Annotated in this window: 11 protein-coding genes; 5 read left to right on the forward strand and 6 right to left on the reverse strand. The window is 51.4% G+C overall.

The window, feature by feature from the left end; all coding sequences use genetic code 11:
- The 4 genes from FOB24_RS20030 to FOB24_RS20045 are packed head-to-tail and all read right to left on the reverse strand — an operon-like array spanning window position 1 to window position 6,757.
- Window positions 1-1,416 carry a CheR family methyltransferase gene (locus FOB24_RS20030; protein WP_150345373.1) on the reverse strand — a complete coding sequence of 472 codons (1,416 nt, stop codon included), beginning with the start codon at window positions 1,414-1,416 and terminating at the stop codon, window positions 1-3.
- Complete coding sequence (locus FOB24_RS20035) at window positions 1,413-2,480, reverse strand: chemotaxis protein CheB (RefSeq protein ID WP_137347509.1); 1,068 nt, start codon at window positions 2,478-2,480, stop codon at window positions 1,413-1,415. Before FOB24_RS20035 ends, FOB24_RS20030 begins: the two co-directional genes overlap by 4 nt.
- Window positions 2,477-4,567: a methyl-accepting chemotaxis protein gene (locus tag FOB24_RS20040; protein ID WP_137351646.1), complete on the reverse strand. Its 2,091-nt coding sequence runs from the start codon at window positions 4,565-4,567 to the stop codon at window positions 2,477-2,479. The genes FOB24_RS20035 and FOB24_RS20040 overlap by 4 nt, the downstream gene beginning before the upstream one ends.
- Before the next feature lie 60 nt (window positions 4,568-4,627).
- Window positions 4,628-6,757 (reverse strand): sensor domain-containing phosphodiesterase, encoded by a 2,130-nt coding sequence (locus FOB24_RS20045; protein ID WP_223851218.1) that lies wholly within the window; start codon window positions 6,755-6,757, stop codon window positions 4,628-4,630.
- A gap of 672 nt (window positions 6,758-7,429) precedes the next feature.
- On the opposite strand from FOB24_RS20045, the gene FOB24_RS20050 reads away from it, so the two are divergent.
- Genes FOB24_RS20050 through lapD form a run of 5 tightly spaced genes read left to right on the forward strand, consistent with a single transcriptional unit; the run spans window position 7,430 to window position 14,054 of the window.
- The gene (locus FOB24_RS20050; RefSeq protein WP_150345374.1) at window positions 7,430-9,622 is read left to right on the forward strand and encodes a putative bifunctional diguanylate cyclase/phosphodiesterase; all 2,193 of its coding nucleotides are present in this window, start codon (window positions 7,430-7,432) and stop codon (window positions 9,620-9,622) included.
- Complete coding sequence (locus FOB24_RS20055; protein WP_085048845.1) at window positions 9,615-10,538, forward strand: amino acid ABC transporter substrate-binding protein; 924 nt, start codon at window positions 9,615-9,617, stop codon at window positions 10,536-10,538. The genes FOB24_RS20050 and FOB24_RS20055 overlap by 8 nt, the downstream gene beginning before the upstream one ends.
- Window positions 10,522-11,415 carry a transporter substrate-binding domain-containing protein gene (locus FOB24_RS20060; RefSeq protein WP_087856247.1) on the forward strand — a complete coding sequence of 298 codons (894 nt, stop codon included), beginning with the start codon at window positions 10,522-10,524 and terminating at the stop codon, window positions 11,413-11,415. The genes FOB24_RS20055 and FOB24_RS20060 overlap by 17 nt, the downstream gene beginning before the upstream one ends.
- Before the next feature lie 5 nt (window positions 11,416-11,420).
- Window positions 11,421-12,110 carry a cysteine protease LapG gene (gene lapG, locus FOB24_RS20065; protein ID WP_369708756.1) on the forward strand — a complete coding sequence of 230 codons (690 nt, stop codon included), beginning with the start codon at window positions 11,421-11,423 and terminating at the stop codon, window positions 12,108-12,110.
- 9 nt (window positions 12,111-12,119) lie between these two features.
- Window positions 12,120-14,054, forward strand: coding sequence for a cyclic di-GMP receptor LapD (lapD, locus tag FOB24_RS20070; protein WP_110497012.1), 1,935 nt, complete (start codon window positions 12,120-12,122; stop codon window positions 14,052-14,054).
- A gap of 73 nt (window positions 14,055-14,127) precedes the next feature.
- Here lapD and FOB24_RS20075 read toward each other — a convergent pair whose 3' ends face one another.
- Both FOB24_RS20075 and FOB24_RS20080 read right to left on the reverse strand, forming a co-directional pair.
- Window positions 14,128-14,394 carry a hypothetical protein gene (locus tag FOB24_RS20075; RefSeq protein ID WP_042311152.1) on the reverse strand — a complete coding sequence of 89 codons (267 nt, stop codon included), beginning with the start codon at window positions 14,392-14,394 and terminating at the stop codon, window positions 14,128-14,130.
- Between the two features lie 66 nt (window positions 14,395-14,460).
- The gene (locus FOB24_RS20080) at window positions 14,461-23,550 is read right to left on the reverse strand and encodes a retention module-containing protein (RefSeq protein WP_150345375.1); all 9,090 of its coding nucleotides are present in this window, start codon (window positions 23,548-23,550) and stop codon (window positions 14,461-14,463) included.
- Between the last annotated feature and the right edge of the window lie 67 nt (window positions 23,551-23,617).

Consider the following 23,617-nt stretch of genomic DNA (forward strand, 5'->3'; position numbering starts at 1 on the left):
TTATTTGCCACTTCGGTGGGCAAATTGCGCCAGTTGATGTTCACAAAGAAAACGAAACGTATTGCCAGGAAACACCATCGGCAAACGCAGACGACAAACCGCAGAAGGGTTGTTCATTTCGTCGTTCAGTAATTGCATCACCACGCGATACGTACGCTGCGCAGGCTGGCGTAACTCGCTTTGACGGTACATTTCGGCCAGATAATAGTGCGCCGGCCAGTAACCCGGCTCCTGATAAACCACCTGTTTAAACCAGGCGATAGCCTGCTGCGTCTGGCGCTGCCACATCATCGCCAGGCCGAGCAGCATTTTGGCCTCTGCCGACCACTCATCCTGGGCGAGGATCTTCTGCGCGTTTCCGGCAGTCTGAGAAAACTGACGCTGTTCGAGGGCAATGACGCCCTGAATCAGCAGCGCATCCGGATTACGGGGATCGTCGCGCAATACGCAGGCGATACACTTTTCGGCCTCAGAAAAACATTTATCATCGAGACAGGCACGCGCCTTTTTTAGCCAGTCATCATTTTTCTGAACCATGGGCATGGAAGGTTCATCCTCCACTACCGTTCTTGGCCGTGGAGCGCGTACCGCGACCCTGGGTACTGGTGCGATTGTTGGCGTTTCACGATGATGGCAAAAATAAAAAATTCCCTGTTCCTGCTCCAGCTTCAGGATGTCGAAATTGTTGGCTAACGTTTCCGCGTTGCCAAAAAATAAGGCCCCCTGAGGCTGTAGCATTTTCGACAAATTACCGTGCAGTTCACGACGCGTTGGCGTGTCGAAATAGATAGAGACGTTGCGCAGCAAAATGATGTCCACTTCCGGCAACAGCTGCTCTTTTATAATGTTGGTGCGGTGAAACGAGACTTTCTCGCGGATCGCATCATGCAGTCGGTAGAGATTTCCTGAGCGGGTAAAGTAGCGCTGCTGAATGTCTGGGTCGACGCCGCGAAACGAGTAGCTTGAATAGCTGGCGTTTCTGGCTTTTGCCAGGATGACCGGGTCAATATCACAACCGTAAATTTCAATCCGCTGGGCCATTTCGCCCTGGTATTTCTCATGCAGTTTAATCGCCAGCGAATAGGCTTCTTCTCCGGAAGAACATCCGGCGCTGAGAATACGTACCGGGCCGCTGCGCTGTTGCAGCAGACGCGGGACCCACTTATCGCAGATCAGATCCAGCGTCTCGTTTTCGCGGAAAAAATAGGTTTCGTTAATGGTTATCAGCGTAATGAAGCGATCAAACTCGTCCTGCGAAATACGCAGTTGTTCATAATATTCATAGTAATTACTGATGTTTCGTTCGCTCATACGCCGTTTCAGCGCCGATTTCAGCAACGCTTCCATTGCGTTATCAAAGTGCAAACCCACCCGGTCTTTGATCAGGCGGGCGTAATCAGGAAGATTGGGGATCATGGCAATTTACTCTCAAAATGCCCGTGAAAGGCCATCGATAGCAGCACCTTCGCGAGACCGTCCAGCGGGATCGTGCGGTGTATCAGTTGCCTGTCGATCGCGTTCTTATTCATACCGAACACCACCGAGCTCTCTTCATCCTGCGCCAACGTTCGCCCTCCCCGGCGGAAAATAAGCTCAATGCCGCGACAGCCATCGCTACCCATACCCGTCATAATCAGCCCGACGGCCTTTTCGCGAAATACCTCAGCCACCGACTCCAGCAACAGATTGCAACTGGGATGATAGACATCGCTTTCCTGTCTGGGGATTGCCGCCAGGCGTTGATTGCTTTTGACGATCAGATGCTGCTCCGGCGGTAAAATATAGACGTATCCCGCTTCAACCCGATCGTCTTCCTGCGCCAGCCGCACCTTCAGTTCGGTCACGCTGTCCAACCAGTGCACCATATTTTTTGCGAAGCCATCGGCAATATGTTGGGCAATGAGCACCGGGCATGGAAACGTACCGGGGAGATCCTGTAATAGCTTGCTCAGTGCCTGCGGCCCCCCCGTCGAACAGGCAATCGCCAGCACAAAAGGCCAGTCCTGCGGGGTCTTTACTGTGTCCGTCGTCGGGCGCGCGGCGGGCATTACTGGTTCGGTTGGATGGCGTAATCCCTTGATATGACGGATCACTTTCACACCGACTAACAATTCCACTTTGCGATGCAGCGCATCGGTCGAGAGCGGGAAATCGCTGCTATGGTGCAGCACCGCCAGAGCACCACGGGAAATATAATCATCATCCCATTGTTTTTCTGGGCAAAACCGCATCACAAGGATGGGAATAGCGCTGGTCGCCATGATCGTTTCCACAACCTCAACGTTATCGGGGCTTGAGGTATCCAGCGTCAGAATCAGCAGATCGGGCATCAGTTGTTGTAATAATCTCATCGCTTGTCTGCGATGGGCTGCTTGCCCCACCACTTTAATGTGCGGATGATCTTCCAGTTGCCTGACCAGTTCATTACGCGATGCGCTGTCCAGGTCAAGGATCAGCACCCGTATATTGCCGCTGTTCATACATCCGTTTCCGTCAAGGTGAATGACGTCGACGCCTCTTTCAGCGCTTTCGACAGTTGCGTCATATCCTGACTGACAACCAAAATGTCTTTGATCGATTGCGAGGTATAGTTACTGGCCACGACGATCTCACGCAGCGCCATGACCACCTGATTGCTCGCCGTTTTCTGCTGCTGGGTCGATAGTGAAATTTGTAGCGCCGCCGTAGAGGTTTGCTCGGCGGTAACGACGATGTCGTTCAGATGTTCAGCACTGACTTTACAGGCCCTGGCTCCCGCTTTAATGCTCTCGCCGCCTTTCTCCGCGTTCAGCACCAGACGATTGATCGCGTTTTGGATCTCGCTGATCTTATTCTCGATCTCAACCGTCGATTCCGTTACTGAATCGGCCAGACGACGAATTTCAGCCGCCACCACCGAGAAACGCTTACCGGCTTCTCCAGCGCTGGCAGCCTCCAGCGCGGCGTTAAAGGCGATAAGTTTCGTTTGATCGGCAACGCTATTGATGATCACCATCACGCGACTGATTTCCGTCGACTTATTGCCGAGCATCATAATTTCACGCATGTTTTGCTGATTATCGGTATCAATATCCGTCATCCGCATCAGCAATTGTGACATCGACTCTGAACCTTTATTGCAATCCTCAAGCGTCTGGTTGGCAATATCCACCACCGCCCGCGAGTGCTCAGCAATTTGCGTAGAAGAGGCCGACAGCTCTTCCATCGTGGAAGTAATTTCGGCCACCGAAGATGACGTTTCCACGCTGGTTGACGCCTGACCATCTACCGCCTCGGTGATATGCAGCGATGCCTGATGTACCGAATCCGCGTGAGAAACCATATCGCCGACCAGCGAGTGCAGACGCTGACGCATCATCTCTACCGCACTCAGCAGTTCGCCAATTTCATCGTGATGATCGATCTCCACGTCAACCGTTAAATCTCCTTTTGCGATGGTCTGCGCAATCCCGAGTACGCGGTTTAAACGGCGTGAAATCAGAAAACGACTGGCAACGGCAATCAGCAGTAAAATGACCGGTAACAGGAAAGCCGTGAACAACAACAGGCCATTGCGTACCAGGTTACTGCTTCTGGATACATCATCAACGTAGCTGGTGGTGGCAATGATCCAGTCGATCCCTTCGATATATTCATAGACGGCAACCTTGGTCCTCGGTGGCGTACCGTAGCGACTTACCCAGTTGTAGTAAGTGATGCCATTTTTATGTTCGAGGATATCGGCAAACAGCTTATAGCCATTGGCATCGGTGATATTAATCGCCTGTTGATTGCTCAACGATGGATGGACCAACATACGACCCGGTTCGAATCCGGCATCCAGCACGTAGGCGTAACCCTCTTTACCAATATGCACATTCAACAAACGCTGAATAATCGGTTGCAGACTTTGTTTAACATCGAATCCCACCGCAACCGCGCCAACGACCTGACCATATTTATCGGCTATCGGCTCATAGTGGCTAATAAACTGCTTTCCGAACAGCGTGACCACACCCGAAAATGGTTTGTTTTTCAGCAGTAGCGGCAATGCCGGGTTATCGTGCCCCAATGCCGTTGCGGTGGCCGTATTGCCAGAGCTTGCCAATAACGTGCTGCTAACGCGCACAAACTGCTCGCCTTGCAAAATAAATGTGCTGGCAAATACGCTGGTTAATTCGGTGAAATGCGCGTTAGTATTGGGATTGCTCAGTATCGCTTTTAATTCAGTTGCATCCATATAACGCAGCGGTTTATCGGCAACGTTTTGGTAATTATTAATATAAACATTACTGTAATGCTCTGCATCGCGGGTGACACGCTGGAATTCATTAGAAATACTATTGTGGAAAATACGCGTGTTGGTTTTAATCATCTCCAGGGCATTAGCCTGCAATTCACGGGAAAGGTAAGAAGATAATATAAAAGAGGCACCGATCAGCAGCGTTGCAATACAAAAAACCAGAATCATACCGAGCTTCATCGCCACACCGGGATGGATATTGTGTAGCCATGAGAGCAGCCGGGCGCGCAGTCCCATACCGGCAGCGCCCGCCGTTCGATTCTTCACTTTACTAATGTCACTCATGATTTTTATTCTCTACCTGAGAAGAAGTTACTTTTTTGGCCATCAGGCGTTAGCGCCCTGCTATTCCAACGTGAGCAATGGCGTAGGTTTGCCAATGTGATATCCCTGTAACCACCCAACATTCATTTTTTCCAGACATGCCTGAATATTGGCGTTTTCGACAAATTCGGCGACGACCTGCATATTTTTCATTTCAGCGACACGGCAGAAGGACTCGACGATGTAGTAGCTGATCTCGCTTTCGGTGATCCGTCGAATAAAAGAACCGTCTATTTTCAGAATGTCTGCTTCGATATTCATCAAGCGCGCATGACTGGCAAATCCGGTACCAAAGTCATCAATCGCCACGCGGCATCCCAGCTGACGTATTAAGCTCAGGGTTTCCACGGTTTGTTCTTTATCTGATAATGTATCCGCTTCGGTTATTTCAAAAATAATCCGCTGCGGCTCCACAGCGTAATCGTGCAGAAGCTGAGTGATTCGGGACACGATATTTGAACGACACACCGTGACTGGTGCCAGGTTAATGGCAAAACAGCGCTGCGGATGGGTGCGCATGAACTTTAGGGTGTTTTCGATAACCCAGAGATCGATATCCGGCGCCAGCCCCGCATCATGGGCAACCGGCAGAAAGCTGTTTGGGGGAATAAATTCCCCCCGTTCGTTGAGCATACGGATCAATATTTCATGATACGGCGCTTCGCCATGGGTACTGACTATCGGCTGGGCCATCAGAACGAAGGCATTATTATCCAGCGCATTTTGCAATGCGGTACGGATTTCAGTTTTATCAACGATGTGGTTGCCAAGGACCCGGCTATGCTGCGCTTCGAGGTTTTCCGGCCTGCCGTTGGTCAGGGATAAGCCGGCGACCATGCCGAGCTTACCCACCAGCTGGTAGATATCATCGCTATGATCGTTAATCAGGCAGTAGCCCAAACCACTGCGAAAACCCAGCCGGTGATTGTTGTAGAAGAGGCGAAAACTATTGGCAGCCTGGTACAGGTCGCATAACCGCTCGCAGGTCCCATTTTCCAGGCGGATAAGCAGATCATAACCCGCGTGATAATAGACCTTCTCGCTTTTGATCAAATGACTCCTGAGATGCTCAGCAAGGATCTTCTGGTAGCGGGCGCGAAAATGAAAACCATAGCGGCGCGAAAAGAGCTCCAGCTCGGGGATCTGTATCAGGCATACCGTCGCCCCCTCAGTGGTAAACAACTCTGTCTTCAGAGCACGCAGGTTCGCCATGCCCGTCATCGGGTCAGTCAGACCCAACAGCAGGACCTGGTTAAACCGCTGACGGGTAAATTTTGCCAGCGCTCCCATGATCACAATGGTGAGTGAAAAGACAAAAATAAGGGTGGAAACCAGCGCCTGATGCAGCATGAAATTGATGTCGCTGGCGATATAGCTGTCGTTATGTTTGCCTAAAATAATCAGTACGACTGTCCACACCAGCATGGTGAACGAGTGACCAATCTTAATCGCCCCCCACAGCATCAATGGAAATAACAGGATCAGGCTATAGAAAGAAAAAAAGATGTTCGGACTGTGCGGTGACGTCAAACAGAACATCAGTGAAATCAGCAAAATACACCAGATGCTGACGCCAAAAGCGGTGATATTCCCTTTACACTGAAAGACAATCGCTCTGATAAAGGTCAACAGGTAAGACGGTCGACGAATGATGCGATAAATTTTGTAGAAAAAGGGGATGCCCGTCAGGCAACCGTTGATGATCCCCTGAATACGTACCAGCATCTCCAGGCTCATAACTGGAATATTGTCCACATCCGGGCGATGACCATGGGTGACGAACGCGGCAAAAATCCTGCTGAATAACAGATAGAGCAGGATGTTAAAGCCGCATAGCCAAATCAGGCGGCTCAGGCTGATTTTTATACGGCCAAAACTTGCGCAGCTGCGTCTGCCCGTCACGTTGCGATAAGCGGCATAGCTCAAGGTTGAGGCCATAACCAGACACAGCGCATCCACCCGCTCGCTTTGTGGTCCCACTACGAACATCAAGGCGAGAAACAGAATAAATCCCGGCAATACCCGAAAACCAAACAGAACCAATGCGGCGGAAAATACGGCGAGTTTGAGATCGTAAACTGTTAAAATATTATTATTGAGAAGACAATAGCCGTTAAGATATTGTGCCAGTGGATATAACAGGCCAGGCAAAGCAAGTGGCAGGCACCATTTTTGAATGCTTTTTGCTGTGTGAGTATTTATTATCGCGTCCAAATCAATTTATCCGCTATGCACTATACCAATAGGACTTTAATCCAGACTCGAATGTCACAAACAAATCCTTTTGGGTCAGTCGCTGAACCATAGCAAAATTGTCAACATTGACCGCGCACTGAGAAAATAAAGTTAGGCTCTATATTGAAGCGAGCATCTTATTCATATCAGATCAGGAAATAAATACCCATTAATAGACAAAAATGGACATCCCGGCGGGATGAAACTACAGCACACTCACTTAATAGCATAGCTAATTCATTGATGCTAAATATAAAAACCACACCTTACTGACAACTTCACCACACCTCCAACCAGTACAAACAAAAAACACGCCTTGTCGTTTTAATGTCAACATTAATATCCTGGATGAGGCATAATGAAAAATGTATTTTTATGAACACTTTTGCCTGTTGACGATAAGCACAGCGTTATCTATATTCGCATACCGTTATTGTTGTCATTACTCATCCTGGTTCAATGTTAGTTATTTGTTACGTCATTACGTTTCACATCTTTCATCTACTTATTTGCAACAATAATATCCCATTAAGAAATAACAGAAATAAATTTAGCATCGCGTAATCAATTCAGGAATTAACATAATCCGTGGCAAAGTCTCTGTTTTCCCTTAAAGCAATAAAAGGGTGGCAACATTCCATCACTGGCAAAATAACGCAATTCTTGCTGGTGGGTATCGTTATTGCTTTTAGCGCTGGCGCCTTTACCAACTGGAGCCTGATAGACAGCTTTTCTTATCAACAGTGGGTGCAGCGCGCTGAGGCGAATGCGCAGATTATGACCTACATTATCCGCAGCGTGTACACCACCGTTTCGGTTGAAACCAGCGATGCCGGGCAGATCTCCCGCATCGTCTCCGACAGACAACTTGGCGATACCGACTCCATTCTGCAAACGGGTTATAACCCGGTAGACGTCCTGGCGTTGGCATCAGTGCAGACGCACAGCCCCACCTGGCTGTTTCTCTATACGCCGGAAAAAGGGTATGTTGGGATTAACAACAAGTCTGAAAATGGCGAAGGAATTATCTCCTTCTCTGGTCGTTTGCCGCGCGATGTGCTGGTCAATTACTATGTTGGCTTCGCCCAGATCAATGGCGAAGAGTGTTTCATCAGCGCCGTCCCGATATTGACGCCTTCCGGCGAGATCCTCGGGAGCCTGATAAGCAGCATCGGTAAAAAAAGTGAGTTGTACGCTACCTACGATGCGATGCTGAAAAAGAGCTGTATCATTTTCGTCCTGATTTTGCTGGTGACGCTGGCGCTGGTTACGCTGTTTATGCGCCGCTTATTCCGACCGGTTCCGCTGCTGATCAACTCCCTCACCCGTATTGCCCATGAAGAGACCGACTGCATTACCCCTTATCTTGATCAGGACGATGAGATTGGGCATCTCGCAGGAGCGATTGAGAAATTGCGCGTCGCCATGAAAGAGCGCGGTTATCTGCAACGCATGCATGAAATGTCGCAAAAGATGGAGCATATGGCCCATCATGATTCGCTAACCGGCTTACCCAACCGCGTTTCGTTTGGCCAGGCGCTAGATAAGCGCGTCAGTGAAATTCATCTGGATGAAAAACCGTTCAACCTGCTATTGATTGACCTCGACAATTTCAAACCGGTCAACGATACCTTCGGCCATAAAGCCGGGGATGAACTGTTAATTAGCGTGGCCCAGCGCCTGCAATTGCTGCTCGGCCCTGACGACATCGCGGCGCGTCTGGGCGGTGATGAGTTCGCCATCCTGCAACATGTCAGCGACAACGCCATCAGAGAGGCGAATCGCCTGGCAAAACGCATTATTCGTGCGCTGAGTACCCCATTCACCTGGAGCACGCATACTTTTTCCATCAGCTGTAGCATCGGTATCACCACCGCGCCATATCAGGGCAACAATACCTCGACACTGATGATCAATGCCGATCTTGCTATGTATGCCTCTAAGCATCATGGCCGCGGCTGCTTCCATTTCTTTGAAGACGGCATGGTGATGAAGCAGACCCACCGCCTGTTTATTAATCAGGAAATTATTGATGGTATTGATAACAAGGAGTTCGAACTTCACTACCAGCCAATCATAAACCTGGCAGATGAAAGCGTGTATGGGTATGAATCGCTGATCCGCTGGAATCATCCCAGCAAGGGACTGATTTACCCAGATTATTTTATCAGCATAGCCGAAAGTTCCGGCCTGATTGTACGTTTAGGCGAATGGATTATTCGTCAATCCTGTGAAGCGGCGGCTAAATGGCCGGAGCGCACCAGAATTGCCGTCAATATATCGGCCTACCAGTTGCACAGTCCGGGGCTGGTGGATGTGATCAAAGACGCCTTACGCATCAGCCAACTCGCGGCAGATCGCCTTGAAATAGAAATCACCGAATCCGAGAAACTGGATAGATCAATCGCCTTACCCGTACTGCAAGAGATCCGCGCTATGGGCATCGAAATCGCCATGGACGATCTGGGAACCGGGTATGCGGCGCTGGATTACCTGCTGATTTATCCTTTCACCCGCATCAAGATCGCCCGCACGTTGGTCGATAAGCTGCAGCAGGATAATGCCAGCCAGTATTTGATTGTGATGCTGATTCAGTTTGCCCATAAGTACAATATGTCGGTCACTGCTGAAGGGGTGGAGACCGCGCAGCAGCGTGACATCCTGCGCGACATAGAGTGCCAGAATGTTCAGGGCTATTTCTTTAGCTATCCGCTTCGCGAACATGAGGTGCTTTCCGCGTTTGCCGAAGAGGTTATTGAAGAAGGTCTGAGCAATGCCTGACATCTTTCGCCTGGCAAAACGCCTGCTCATGATGGTTGTACTGCTGGCAGTGGCCACGCCATGCATGGCAGATAAGCAACTGCATACGCTGGAACAGATCGCCAGCAAGAAAACCATTACCCTTGGCTATCAGGATGATGCGTTTCCCTTCTCCTGGCAAAATGGAAATACCCCTGCGGGCTACTCCATTGATATCTGCAACAGTATCGTCAGCGCGCTCAAGACCAAACTCCAGCTAAAAAACCTGAAAATAGAGTGGGTAAAAGCCAATTCAGCATCGCAGTTTGTGCTGATTAAAAACCACATGGCAGACATCATGTGCATACCTGCCTTTTATTCACAAAGCCGCCACAGCATGAGCGAGTTCTCCCTGCCGTTTTATTTTTCGAGCACCCGCTTTGTGATGCGTAAAACCGAAAGCAGCGACAACCTGGCTAAGCTTTCTGGACATAGCGTACTGGTAAAAAGCGGTACGATTTACGTTGAGCAACTGCAAAAAGTGAATGCCGCGAATGATCTGGATATTAATATTCAACTCGACACCAATAATATTACGGCCTTCAACGAACTGAAGAACGGGGAGTATTCAGCACTGATCTCCAGCACGGTATTACTCAAAGGGATGATTGCTCAAACACCAAACCCTGAGGAGTATGCGCTGTCAGATATTGCACTCAGCGCCCCGCTACCAGCGGGCCTGTTGCTCCCGTTACATGATAAAGAATTTAAAGAGTTTGTTGATGGCACGTTGTCTTCTCTGATGACCAGCAACGACTTTACTGCGCTGTACAATAAATGGTTTCAGTCACCGATTCCGCCGAAATCCATCAATTTAAACATTCCCATGTCAGATAACCTGAAAGCACTAACGGCTGCTAAAAAGAAGATCAGTTTTGATTATGAAAAATATAATTAATCGTGAAATGGCAAGGGTGAAACGTACGGTGCAATGGCTGATCCTACTGGCAGGTATCGTCATCTCTCCTGCGCTGATGGCTCAGCAAAACGCCGCGACGCTCGACCATATTCAGAACAGCAGCGTGCTAAACGTGGGCTATCGCCAGTTACCGCCATTTTCATTTACCGACAACAATGGCAAGGTCACGGGTTATACCATTGCGGTATGTAACATGATTGCCGATAAGTTGCGCCAGTATCTTAAGCTCAATAGCTTAACTATTCATTATATTCCCGTGAGCTTCGGGGAACGCTTTACCGCATTAAACACGCGCAAAATTGATATGGACTGTAGCGTAAATACCAATGCGCCGGAGCGGATATCCAGCGTCTCATTTTCTCTCAACTATTACATCGCAAAAATGCGCATCATTGCGTTACGTAAAAATAATATCCACTCGATTGTCGATCTTAAAGGCCGCACGGTGAGCCTGCCTGGAAGCTCAAAAGATTTGCTGGAGTTTAATAAAGCCAACAGAGAGCAGCATCTTAATATTTCGACAATTACTACCACCACGATAAACGGTGCGTTTGACAAGATGGCGCATAATGAGGCCGCCGCCTTATTCCTTGATGATGTTCTGGCCTGGCCGTTGATTAAGGATAGCGAGCAACCGGAACTGTTCAGCGTGTCGGCACAGAGCATCGGCAATGATATGCACTATGCCATTATGATGAGGAAAAACGATCCGCAGTTCGTGACGTTTGTTAACAGCACGCTGAAAGATTTCTTCGCCTCACCGATCAACGCGCAGTTACGCAAAAAGTGGCTGTCTCCCTGGTCCTGCGAAAAGATGAAAATCCCATCGCCAGGCAGTTGTCAGCATAGTAATTGAACACTATCAGCCGCTCTTTACACCACCGCCTGCTGCGCCTGTGGAAAATCCCCGGGGTGCTGCTGTTGCTATTGACCGTCCATTCGCTGCGCGCCGCCTGGGATTTTGCCAGCATCCAGCAGAAATCCGATGCGCTTTACGGCCCCGCAAGCCCGCAAGCGCAACGGCGGATCAACGCCTGGCAGCAGTTGTTGCTCCAGTTGCGTAATGCAGACGAACAAACACAATTACACGCCGTAAACCAATTTTTTAACGATAAGCTCCGTTATACCGAAGATATTGACGCCTGGCATGACGTCGATTACTGGGCAACCCCCATTGAATCACTGCGCAAAGGTGAGGCGGATTGTGAAGACTACGCGATCGCTAAATATTTCACTCTCCGCCAGTTGGGCATCTCCGAAGACAAACTGCGTATTACCTATGTTAAGGCCTTGCGTTATAACCGGGCGCATATGGTGCTGACCTGGTACCTCACGCCTGAAGCTATTCCTCTGGTACTCGACAGCCTGACCAATACCATTTCACCGGCCACCCAGCGTATGGATTTATTACCCGTGTACTCCTTTAACAACACTGGCCTTTGGCTTCCGGGCAACCAGAACAATAAGCGCGTTGGCGACAGCAAGAGACTTTCTCGCTGGCAGCAAGTTTTCATCAAAATGCGGGAAGAGGGCTTCCCGATGGATAAATAGGAATCACCTGTGTCTCTTTTTAAACAGTTACTCCTGACAATCTCTCTCTTTATGATGGTTGTGTTTAGCGGCAATTTTATCGTGACGTTAGAAAGCTCTCGCGATCAGTCCAATAACCAACTCCTTTCACATGCCCAGGATGCAGCAACCGCGCTGGGCGTTTCGCTGACCCCCAACGTCAACGATCCGGCGATGATCGAGCTAATGGTTAGCTCCATTTTCGATAGCGGTTACTACAAAAAAATCCGTATTGTCGATCTGCAAAACGGCAAAACGATGCTTGAGCGTCGCGCGGCGGCGTCGATTCCCAATGTTCCCGGTTGGTTTGTTGATCTGGTGGATGTGACTCCGCAAACCGGCGAGGCGACAATTATGCGCGGCTGGCAGCAGGCCGCTCGTGTGGAAGTGACCAGCGATCCGATCTTTGCCGTACAGCGTCTGTGGGACAACACTTTGGGCAATCTGCTGTGGATGCTGTCCTGTAGTCTCGTCTGTTTAATCGCTGGCATTCTGCTGCTGCGCAAACTGCTGCGCCCGCTCAATTATCTGGCAAAACAGTCAGAAGCCATTGCCCGCCGCGAATTTCTGACGCTACAGGAACTGCCAAAAACACCGGAATTACGCCGCGTCGTTAACGCCATGAATTTGATGGCAGCGAAGCTCAAGTCGTTATTTGAAGAGCAAGCTGTCTATAGCGAACGTCTGCACAATGAAGCTTATCTCGACAGCCAGACCGGAATTGCCAACCGCCGCGCGTTCGATATGCAGTTTCAGGCGCGGCTAAGTGATGCCGATACGGCGCCAGGGTATCTGATGCTGGTTCGCGTTCAGGACTTAGGCGGTCTGAATCAGCGTTTTGGCGGCCCGCATACCGATAAGCTGTTGCTCAATATCGCCAACCTGCTGAACGCGCATAAAGAAAAATATGCCTCTCTCGACAGTACCCTCGCCCGCATTCGCGGCGGCGAGTTCGCCCTGCTCTGTCCGGGGGTTACGCACGGTGAAATGCTGGACATGGGCAATTCGCTGTGTCAGAAGCTGACGGCCTTTTATGCCACCGGTATGTCAGACCAACAGCCGGTCGCCTATACCAGCATGGTGCCATTCAGCGCCGGAGATAACGCCCAGTCATTGCTGATCCAAGCCGATCGCCTGCTGGTGGAAGCAGAAACACATACCGACCATCAGGTGGTTCCCACCACCGAGGTGCCAGCGGCTACCGAAGATCAGCATTTGTGGTTTGTTCGCCTTGAGCATGCGCTGGAAAATCAGCAATTCCAGTTGGTTTATCAACCCGTTGTGGATTGCCGCACGCCCGACAAAATCCTGCATTACAAAGTGCTGTCGCGCATTATTGACGAACAGGGCAACACCATTACCGCCGGTCGTTTCCTGCCGTGGATCCACCGCTTTGGCTGGAGCCATCGCCTCGATAAAGTGATGCTGAAACTGACGTTGAACCAACTAAAAACTGCACCGGGGAAATTAGCGCTGAGTATTTCAGGCAGTTCTGTCGCCAGTGCGAACGCCATTGCTGACCTGCTCAATCCGCTGCGCTATTCACCGAAATTAGCCCATCAGTTGATTCTGGAGCTGGATGAAAATCAGCTCCCGGGACCACATCAGATGGCGGCATTTGTCAAAGCTGTAGGCCAGCATCGCTGCGCGCTCGGTCTGCAACACTTCGGCAGTCGCTTCAACATGATCGGTCATCTGTCGCAGTGGGGGCTTGCTTATCTGAAAATCGACAGCAGCTATATTCGCAATATTGATGAAGAAAACGATAAACGTTTGTTTATTGAAGTGTTGTGCAGCGCCACGCGCAGTATTGATTTGCCGCTGATTGCCGAACGTGTTGAAACGGAAGGCGAGCTTAAGGTACTGCAGGAATTAGGGATTGATGGCGCAATGGGTCAATTATTAGGTGAACCCGCGCCGTTGTGATAACAGCAGGCAGCCTGTATATCGCCGGATGGCGCTTCGCTTATCCGGCCTACAAGCCGGCTGCCTGTATCAACTAAAAAATACGGTCATCACTCCCAAGCAGTTGTTCTAACCCGCCAAGCTCCTGACGCGCGTTCGCGCGATTCATTAATTTAACCTGCGCCATCGGCGGAAGATCGGTAATGGCAATCACGCCTTTACGGATCAGCAGGTAAATCAGATCGTCGAGCACACGGACCATCTCCAGGTCGCTTTTTTGCAGCATCTCTAACGTCTGTTGGGTGTCATTTTCAGCGTTTTTGCCAGCGCCTGCTGCCTGCGCGTGTGGTCCAGAATTCATATCAGTGTCTTTCATTTCGTATACCCTGATGCCGCTGCCCTGTTCGCACAGGGCAGCAAGCAACGGTTAGTGTATGGGGTTGTGATCGGGTTTGGCTATCAGGTGATCCAACGAGTAGGTCGCAGAATGCAGATCGCCGCTTGCATGAGTAGACAGCGCAGTATCAATGCCATGCGCGACCTTCGCCGGACTGGCTATTTGATGGTGATCGCCGCCGCTTTGAATGTACTTCGCAATATCCACGCCTTCGTGCAGTTCACGCGCCAGATCGCTGAGATCGACTTTATCGAGCACAGCCTTCGCCTTATCGTCAGCACTCAACACGGCAGTTGCCTGCCCGTGTCCGGTCGCGGCTGGCGCATAAGACAGAGATAATGCGTTGTCGTCGAACAGGTTGTGCAGCGCGTGCTGCATCGCGGCATGATTTCCTTTATCCGCCGTATGCCCTTTGTGTGGTGCCGGATCATCCATCGTCACATTCAGCGTTTGCGTATACGGCGTAATATTGCCGTGGTCATCATGCGCCTCAACCAATACACTTACGCGGTTATGGCCTGCCCGGAACGCTGAGGTCTCGGCCTCAATGTCATAGGTCAGCCCATTATTGCCCTGATGAAGAATCGCATCGTACTGATGCCCATTTACCAGCGCTTTAATATGCTCCCCATCATGCACATCACCGCTCACGCTGCCGGTGATATGGGTGATAGCCCCCTGTGCTTCCGCACGTGAAATATGGTTGTCCCCGGTGAGTTTATCCACGATAAGCGTGGCGTCTGCCTGTTGATCCACAGCATAGGTGTGGGACGTTGTCTTTGAATACGGGTTGCCTGGCGCATCATGACCGTTGACCTCAACCGAGAACGCGGTGTTCGCTTTCATGACATCGCTGTCTACATCGACATGATAAACCCGCTCACCATTCCCCAACGTATCTACCGAACCAGTATATTCATGACCACCAATCTTTAATTTGATCGAATCCCATACATCCACATCGCCGCCAAGATGCCCGGTTACACTCACCGTCGTTCCCTGAAGTTCCTGCTGGTTCAGGACGTTATCCTGGGTGACGCTATCAATATCCATCGTTCCTGCAGCAGTCCTGTCAATAGTGATGGTCTTATCGGTATGGATCTCATCACGGTTACCTGCATCATCATGGGCGGTGACGTGAGCGGTTATTTTTTGATCGTGAATCAGGTCAACCGTACTGGCATCTACGCTAAATACCTTCTGCCCGCCGCTGTTTTTCACATCAGCCACCAGATCTTTACCGTTAACCGTAATGGTCACCCGATCGCCAACATCCACATCCCCGGTCACATAACCGCTGATGGTGGTTTTCGCATGCTGAGTTTCCTCGTTATTCAGCACATCATCGACTGACACCTTATCCAGCACGATGCTGGCATCAACCTGCGTATCGATAGTGACCGTTTTGTCGTTTACGGCATGCATTGGGTTCAACGCCGAATCCTGCCCTTCTACGCTGACGTGAATATTCGGGTCATTTTGCAGCCCGACCGTACTCACCATCGCTTTGTAGCCCAGTTGCCCGTTCATATGCGGCAGCTCAATGACACGCGTATGTACTGTGACGCCATCGACGAGAATGGCGACTTTATCACCGAGATGCACGTCGCCATCCACCGTACCACTCACCTCTACGCTTCCGGCTTTCACTTCATCAGCATTGATAATATCGTCGCCGCCGACGGTGTTGATGGTCACGCTGCCGCTTGCCGACTTATCAATCGCATAGCCCTGCGTGAAGCTGGCGGACTGCACGTTACCGTGATCGTCATATCCTGAGACTGTCGCGACAATCGCGCGATCGGCCAACAGGTCTTTGGTGTAAATATCGACGCAGTAGCGATGGTTATTATCGACAGTCGCCGCATAAGGGTTTCCGTTAACCGTCAGCGTTACCTTATCGCCCGGGTGCACATCTCCGGATACCGACCCCGTTACTGTCATCTTAGGTTGCAGCGATTCCCGCGCGTTCAGCACATTGTCACCGGCAATGTTATCTATCGTCACGCCAGCATTAGCGCTCAGATCGACCACGACATGGCTGCTGGCAGAGGCGCTACCCAGGTTGCCGTTATCATCCGTTGCCATGACCGTCGCGATAATATCCGGGTTATTGTGCAGATCGTTAATACTGACCTTCGTCGACCAGGCCAGGTGACCATGTTTATCATCATGCACGACCGCAGTTAGCGTATTGCCATTGACCTGCAGACTCACCACGCTGCCATCGTGAATGCCTTCGCCGCTGACCGTGCCGCTGACGGTCGTTTTTCCGCTTTGCGCCTCAGCCGCATTGATAACATCATCACCGGCTACCTTATCCATCGTTATCTGCAGCGGGTTATCCGTATCGACGGTGATGGTTTTCTGCACCGTATCTGTGGCTGTCCCAGCCGTGATGGAGACATCAAACATCGGGTGCGCCTGCAGTTCGCTGGTCGGCACATCAACCTCATATGCCAACTGTCCCGGCATCGTCGGGAGGCTCATAACATGTCCGGTGTACTGCACATGATTGATGGTGACAATCACTTCGTCCCCGGACTGCACGTCGCCGCTGACCAGGCCACGGATTGCCGTTGTCGCCTTTTGCGCTTCATCGTGGTTGAGAACGTCATCGCCCGCCACCTTATCAACGGTAAGATGCACGGTCGGTTGGTGAGGTTGCGTGGTTCCTGTTCCCGTTGTCGTCGGGGTGTGCATACTAAAAGGCGTATTGGCAGGCGTATAAGTCTGGGTTACCCACGGGAGATCGATAAATTTATGCTCTACCGCTGTCGCCGTGTTGCCGTGATCGTCATGGGTGGTGATGGACACGGTGATATTGCCGTTGTTATTCCAATCCTGAGAAAGAATATCCAGCGTGTAACCCAGTTGCCCATCAGGGAGGGTAATAACATGCGTTTCCAGATGCGTGTTGTTACCCACATCAACGGTAACCAAATCATTAAGCTTCGCGTCCGGGGTAACATGCCCGGTTACCGTCACAAATTCAGGGCGGTTTCCAGCGGGTAGCGCCCAGCCTCGCCAGCTCAACGCAGAATCAATCGTAATCCCGGCATCGGCAACGGTATCAACCACTACAGGCATGTCATCGTGCCCGTGAGCAATATTGCCGGCGTCATCTTTGGCCGTCACTTCGGCATGAATATGCGGATCCATTAGTAGATCCAGAGTCGACACCTTCGTGCTGAAAGCCCGCTGGCCGTTGTGATCTTCCACCTGCGCATAATAGATCTGATGATTGATGGTGAGTTCAACCGTATCACCGATTTTGACATCGCCTCCCACCGTACCCGTAACCGTCGTTTGCGGCTTAAGGGCTTCGTCGTGGTTAATCACCGCATCACCACTGCCAGTGACGATCGGATCGATATGAACTATCGCGTCAATCTGGTCGTCGATAATCACGGTGCTGTGCGCATCTGCCGTGGCGTTATTTCCTGCCGCATCAGTGGTGGTGATGGTTGCGGTGATATGCGGATCGTTTTGTAGCCATTGCGTATCCACGCCAATGGAATACCCCAGGGTTCCCAGATTGGGCAGGTTCGTCACCGTCGCATCAACCATATGGCCGCCGATATTCAGGTGCACCACATCATTAACCCTGGCATCGCCGCCCACCGTACCGCTGACGATCGTCGTGGTTTGCCCCAATTCGATCTTATTCAATACATCGTCGCCCGTTACCGGATCGATGGTGATTGAGGCCAGCGCTTGCGCGTCGAGATTGACGTCATGATGCGCCACAATATGGGCATGGTTCTGCGCCGCGTCGGTGACATCCATTGAGACTTCAATGTGCGGGCTGGCGACCAGATCGGCCGTCGCAACGGGAACGTGGAATCCCATTTGTTGATTACCGCGATCCTCTACCACACCGGAATAGGTATGGCCGTTGATGGTCATAACCAACGGATCGCCGGGGTGAACTTCCCCGCTCACCGTCCCGCTCACCATCGTATAGCCATGCATCTGCTCAGCAAGGTTCAGGGTATTATCCGGCGTCACGGCATCAATGGTTATCTGCGCATCGACACGGGTATCGATAATCACTGTGGTTTCTGCATTGGCCGTCGCCGGGTTGCCCGCGCCATCGGTGGTGCTGACCGTCGCGGTCAGATGCGGATCGGAGATCAGATCGGCGGTACTGACTTTAATGCTATAGCCGAGAACGCCGCCTCCGGTATCGCTCACTTTTCCCGTCAGGACGTGGCCATTCACGGTGAGATAAACGACGTCATTTACATGAACATCCCCAGCCACTTTCCCGGTTACATACGTGAATGGTTGTTTTGATTCATCACCATTAATCATATTGTCGCCAGTGACGGGATCAATCGTCAGCATGGCTTTGGCATGTAAATCAACCAGCAGGTCGTGCGTTATCTCCGCTTGCTGGAAATTATGCACATTATCTTCACCGACTACACGAGCAACGATATGCGGGTCTTTGACCAGATCGCGGCTCAGAACGTCCAGCTTATATCCCAGCGCATTGTTATGTTCCGGGAGTGCCTGCGCGGTTGTTTCGTAGGTATGACCGTTGACGATGACCTGAACTTTAGCGCCCGCGTGTACATCGCCGGACACCGTGCCCATCACCTCAGTGAGATGTTTTGCTGCTTCTGCGCCGTTGAGCTTGTCATCGCCCGCTACCGTATCAACGGTGATTCCAGCCCCGGCATGGTTATCAATATGCACCATATGGGTTGCGGTGGTTATAACCTCATTTTCCACCGCATCGTGAGAGGTAACCGTGACCTTAACGGACACATTTTTATCCTGGAGCCCCTTATTATCACTGAACGCCGTTGAATCAACGGGGACTTGATAGCCCAGATGTCCGCCACCAAGGTCGATGACCTTGCCGTTAAACGTCTGGTGATTGATCTCAACGATCACCGCATCGCCAGGCTGCGCGTCTCCTCCCACCTTGCCGCTGATGAGTTGCATCGGCGTATCCAGCTCCTGGTGGTTAAGGTTGTTGTCGTCAGTAACGTTATCAATAGCCACGGTGCTGTGCGCCTGGGTATCCAGCGTGACGGTTCGATGCTCCACCGCAACCGCCTGATTGCCCGCAGCGTCGTGGCTGACCAGCGTGACCATTACGTCGTTGCTGCCTTCCTGCAGCACACCCGTTGGTACAAACACTTCGTAGCGCAGAACGCCGTGATCGTTAACCACTGTGCCGCTAAAGTCCTGATTTTGCCCCTGCACGTGAACAGTCACCACGTCACCCGCTTTGGCATCCAGACCTTTCGCGATACCGCTAATCAGCGTCGGCATGCGGTTTTCAATGGCGTTTATCACGTCATCGGACGCCACCACTGCGGTCGTCACCACGTTTTTAGCAAAATTATCGATATGCACTTTATGGCTGTCAGTCGCGATGGCAAGGTTACCCGCCGCATCATGCGAGGTGACCGTGACGTGTACGTCGACATCCGTCAGCACATGAACGCTGTTGTTCGCAAACGCTGATGAGTCCACATCAATACGGTAACCCAGCTTCCCCTGACCAAGGTCAATGACTTGACTCTCGTACTGATGACCATTAACCACCAGTTGGATCGGGTCGCCGACCTTCGCATCTTTCCCCCCGACGATGCCCGTAATGCGCTGTGTCGCCGCGGACAGTTCCTGGTAATTGATGACATTGTCCGTGGCAACGTTATCCAACGAGATAGCGTTATGCGCATGCGTATCGAGGGTGATAATACGGTGCGATTCACTGGTCACCGCGTTGCCCAGCGCGTCATGGCTGAGCAGTGTTGCGACCACCGCATTCTTACCTTCATGCAGAGTTCCATGCGGCAAAACCACTGCGTAGCGTAACTGACCATTATCGTTGATCACCGTGCCGCTAAAGTCCTGTCCTCGTACGCTGATGGTCACCGCATCGCCAACTCTGGCATCGCCCCCCGCCACGATACTCACAATGGTGGGCATGCGATTTTCGTTGGCATTCACCACATTGTCCGTCGCTACCGCATCAATTTTGAGCGTGTTTTCCGCATAGTTATCGATATGAACTTTATGCGTATCGGTGGCGATGGCCAGGTTTCCAGCCGCATCATGAGAAGTGACCATCGCGGTAATATTCACATTCGTCAGAACATGGCCGTTGTTATCGGCAAATGCAGAAGAGTCCACATCGATGCGATAACCCAGCTTACCGCGGCCAAAATCAACCACCTTACCGCTGTACTGATGCCCATTTATCGCCAGTAAGACCGGATCGTTGACCTTCGCATCCTCACCGCCAACAAAACCGGTAATCGTCTGTTTAGCCGCAAGCAGTTCCTGGTAATTCAGCGCATTGTCTGCAGTGAGGTCATGTATGCGGATAGTATTGTGCGCCTGCGTGTCTAACGTGATGGTGCGGTGTGCCAGCGCGGTAACTTCATTTCCCACCGGGTCATGACTGACCAACGTCACCACTACGTCGTTTGTACCTTCCTGTAAGGCCGTCTTCGGCAACGCGACTTCGTAGCGCAACTGCCCGTTATCATCAACGATTGTTCCGGCATAGTTTTGCCCATGGACGCTGACGGTGACCGCATCGCCCGCTTTAGCATCACCACCAGCGTCCCCGCTAATTAGCGTTACCATACGGTTTTCAATGGCGTTGACCACATCGTCCGTCGCCACAGCATTGATGCTGACCTGATTGGTGGCGAAGTTATCAATGTGCACGCTGTGGGTGTCGGTGGCGATCGCCAGGTTACCCGCCGCATCATGAGAGGTGACCGTGACCTTCACGTCCACGTTACCGTCGACCGGCACGCTGTTGTCAGCAAAGTCTGCAGTGTTTACCGTGATACGGTAGCCCAGCGCATTGTGGCCTAAATCGATAACCTCCCCGCGGTACTGGTGACCGTTGATCTCCAGTTGTACCGGATCGCCAGGTTTAGCATCTTCATTGCTGCCAATGGTGCCGGAGATGACCTGGTTACGAGTGTACAACTCCCTACGATTCAGGGTGTTATCACTATCTACCTCATTGATTGTCAGCGAGTTATGCGCCTGAGTGTCGAGCGTGACGGTACGGTGCGCGAGCGCGGTGACTTCGTTACCCGCCGCATCGTGGCTGACCAGCGTTACCACCACATCGTTTTTACCTTCCAGCAACGTTCCTTTCGGTAATGCCACTTCATAGCGCAACTGACCGTTATCATTGACTACCGTTCCGGCATAGTTTTGCCCCTGTACGCTGACGGTGACCGCATCGCCCACTTTGGCATCACCGCCTGCCACACCGCTAATCAGCGTGGTCATGCGGTTTTCAATGGCGTTGACCACATCATCCGTCGCCACCGCGTCAATGTTGACCTGATTGGTCGCAAGATTATCAATGCGCACGCTGTGGGTGTCGGTGACAATCGCCAGGTTGCCCGCCGCATCGTGAGAGGTAACAGTGACCTTCACTTCCACGTTACCATCAACCGGCGTGCTGTTATTGGCAAAGTCGGAAGCGTTAACCGCAATGCGATATCCCAGGCTGCCGTTGCCAAGATCAATCACCTGCCCGCTGTACTGATGATGATTAACCACCAGCTGTACCGGGTCGCCCACTCTGGCGTCTTCTCCGCTGACGGTTCCGGAAATCACCTGATTACGCATATACAGTTCGCTGCGGTTCAGGACGTTATCATCTGTCACGTTATCGATAGTCAGCGCGTTATGTGCCTGGGTGTCCAGTACCACGGTACGGTGCGTCACGGCGATGGCTTCATTGCCTGGCGCGTCGTGGCTGACCAGCGTCACCTGCACCTCATTCGCGCCCTCTTTCAGGGTGGCTGAAGGCACCACGATCTCATAGCGTAGCTGCCCATGGTCGTCGAAAATCGTGCCATGAAACTCTTTGCCCTGAAGGGTCAGGATGACCGGGTCGCCCGCTTGCGCATCGCCGCTGGCGACGCCAGAAATGACGGTCGGCATACGAAACTCATTGGCATTGACGACATCATCATTCGCCACCGCGTCAATAGTCACGGTGTTTTGCGCGGATAAGTCGGTATCAACATGATGCTCGGTGGAAACCGTTGTGCGATTGCCGGCATCGTCGAAAGAGGTCAGCGTGGCGTGAATATTCGGGTCGTTCAGCAATCCCTGAGTCTGTACCGGAATGGTATAAATCAGAGCGCCATTACCCGGGTCAGTAACGACGCCGGTATATTCTTTACCATCAACCAATAAGGTAACGATATCACCTGGTTTGGCATCTCCGCCTGCACTCCCATGGATCATCGTCTGCGGCTGGCGTGACTCTGAGTAGTTGATGAGATTATCAGGGGTAACGCTATCGACCGTAATATCAATACGTGGTCCGGTGATATCAATCAGCGCATGATCGACACTTTCTGCCGTTCGTCCTGTGACATCGGTCGCTATTGCCACTACGGTTACATTTCCTGGCACTAATCCGCTAAGGTCGGTATTAATATTCCAGTGACCGTTATTCACCGGAACCTCAACGGTGAATGTGTTTTTTTGGCTATCTGTGAAGGTAAGCGTGACGTGATTTTGATTACTGGTGCCGCTTAAATGGGTCTGGTGAAATTCACTGTTGTTAATAAATCCGTCATTACCGGCAAACTCGGTAATTTGCACTTCAGGCGGGAAAACGCTCGCCGAGCCTGCTCCCACTCCTCCAACCGGCAAATTGATCTCCCAGTTCGGGCTACCCAGACCTTTAGTATTAAAACCCGCTGTAGGATCAATCACCTGTCCGGTTAATTCAAGCTGAACCAGGGTGTGACCACCGCCACCGCCCTCAAGCTGTACCGGCGCGTCATTACCCGCCGCGGTGGCTTCCAGCACCTGCGTCGGGTCAGCGCCGTCGGCAATGGCTTTTTGTACGGCGGCAATATCCTGGGCATCATGCTCCGGATTATGGTTGACCTGTAGCCCGTGTTCGCCCCAATGGCTGTTACGGCCAATATCCAGCGTCTTCCCGTCTGGTAAAGAGAGACTCACCGCGCCGCTGGCGCCGGTCACAATTTCCTCACCGCTATATACTCTGTCGCCCTCATGAACAAGTCGTTGTGCGCCATTAGCATCGACAACGTATACCTGCCCAATGATTGCTTTGATCACACCGAGTAATTTGCTCACCGTAACCTCACTTAATTACCATCATTATTTTTATAAAATCGTTAATATATTAACGAACAAATATCAC

This window comes from Citrobacter werkmanii (assembly GCF_008693645.1).
GTDB classification, from domain to species: domain Bacteria; phylum Pseudomonadota; class Gammaproteobacteria; order Enterobacterales; family Enterobacteriaceae; genus Citrobacter; species Citrobacter werkmanii.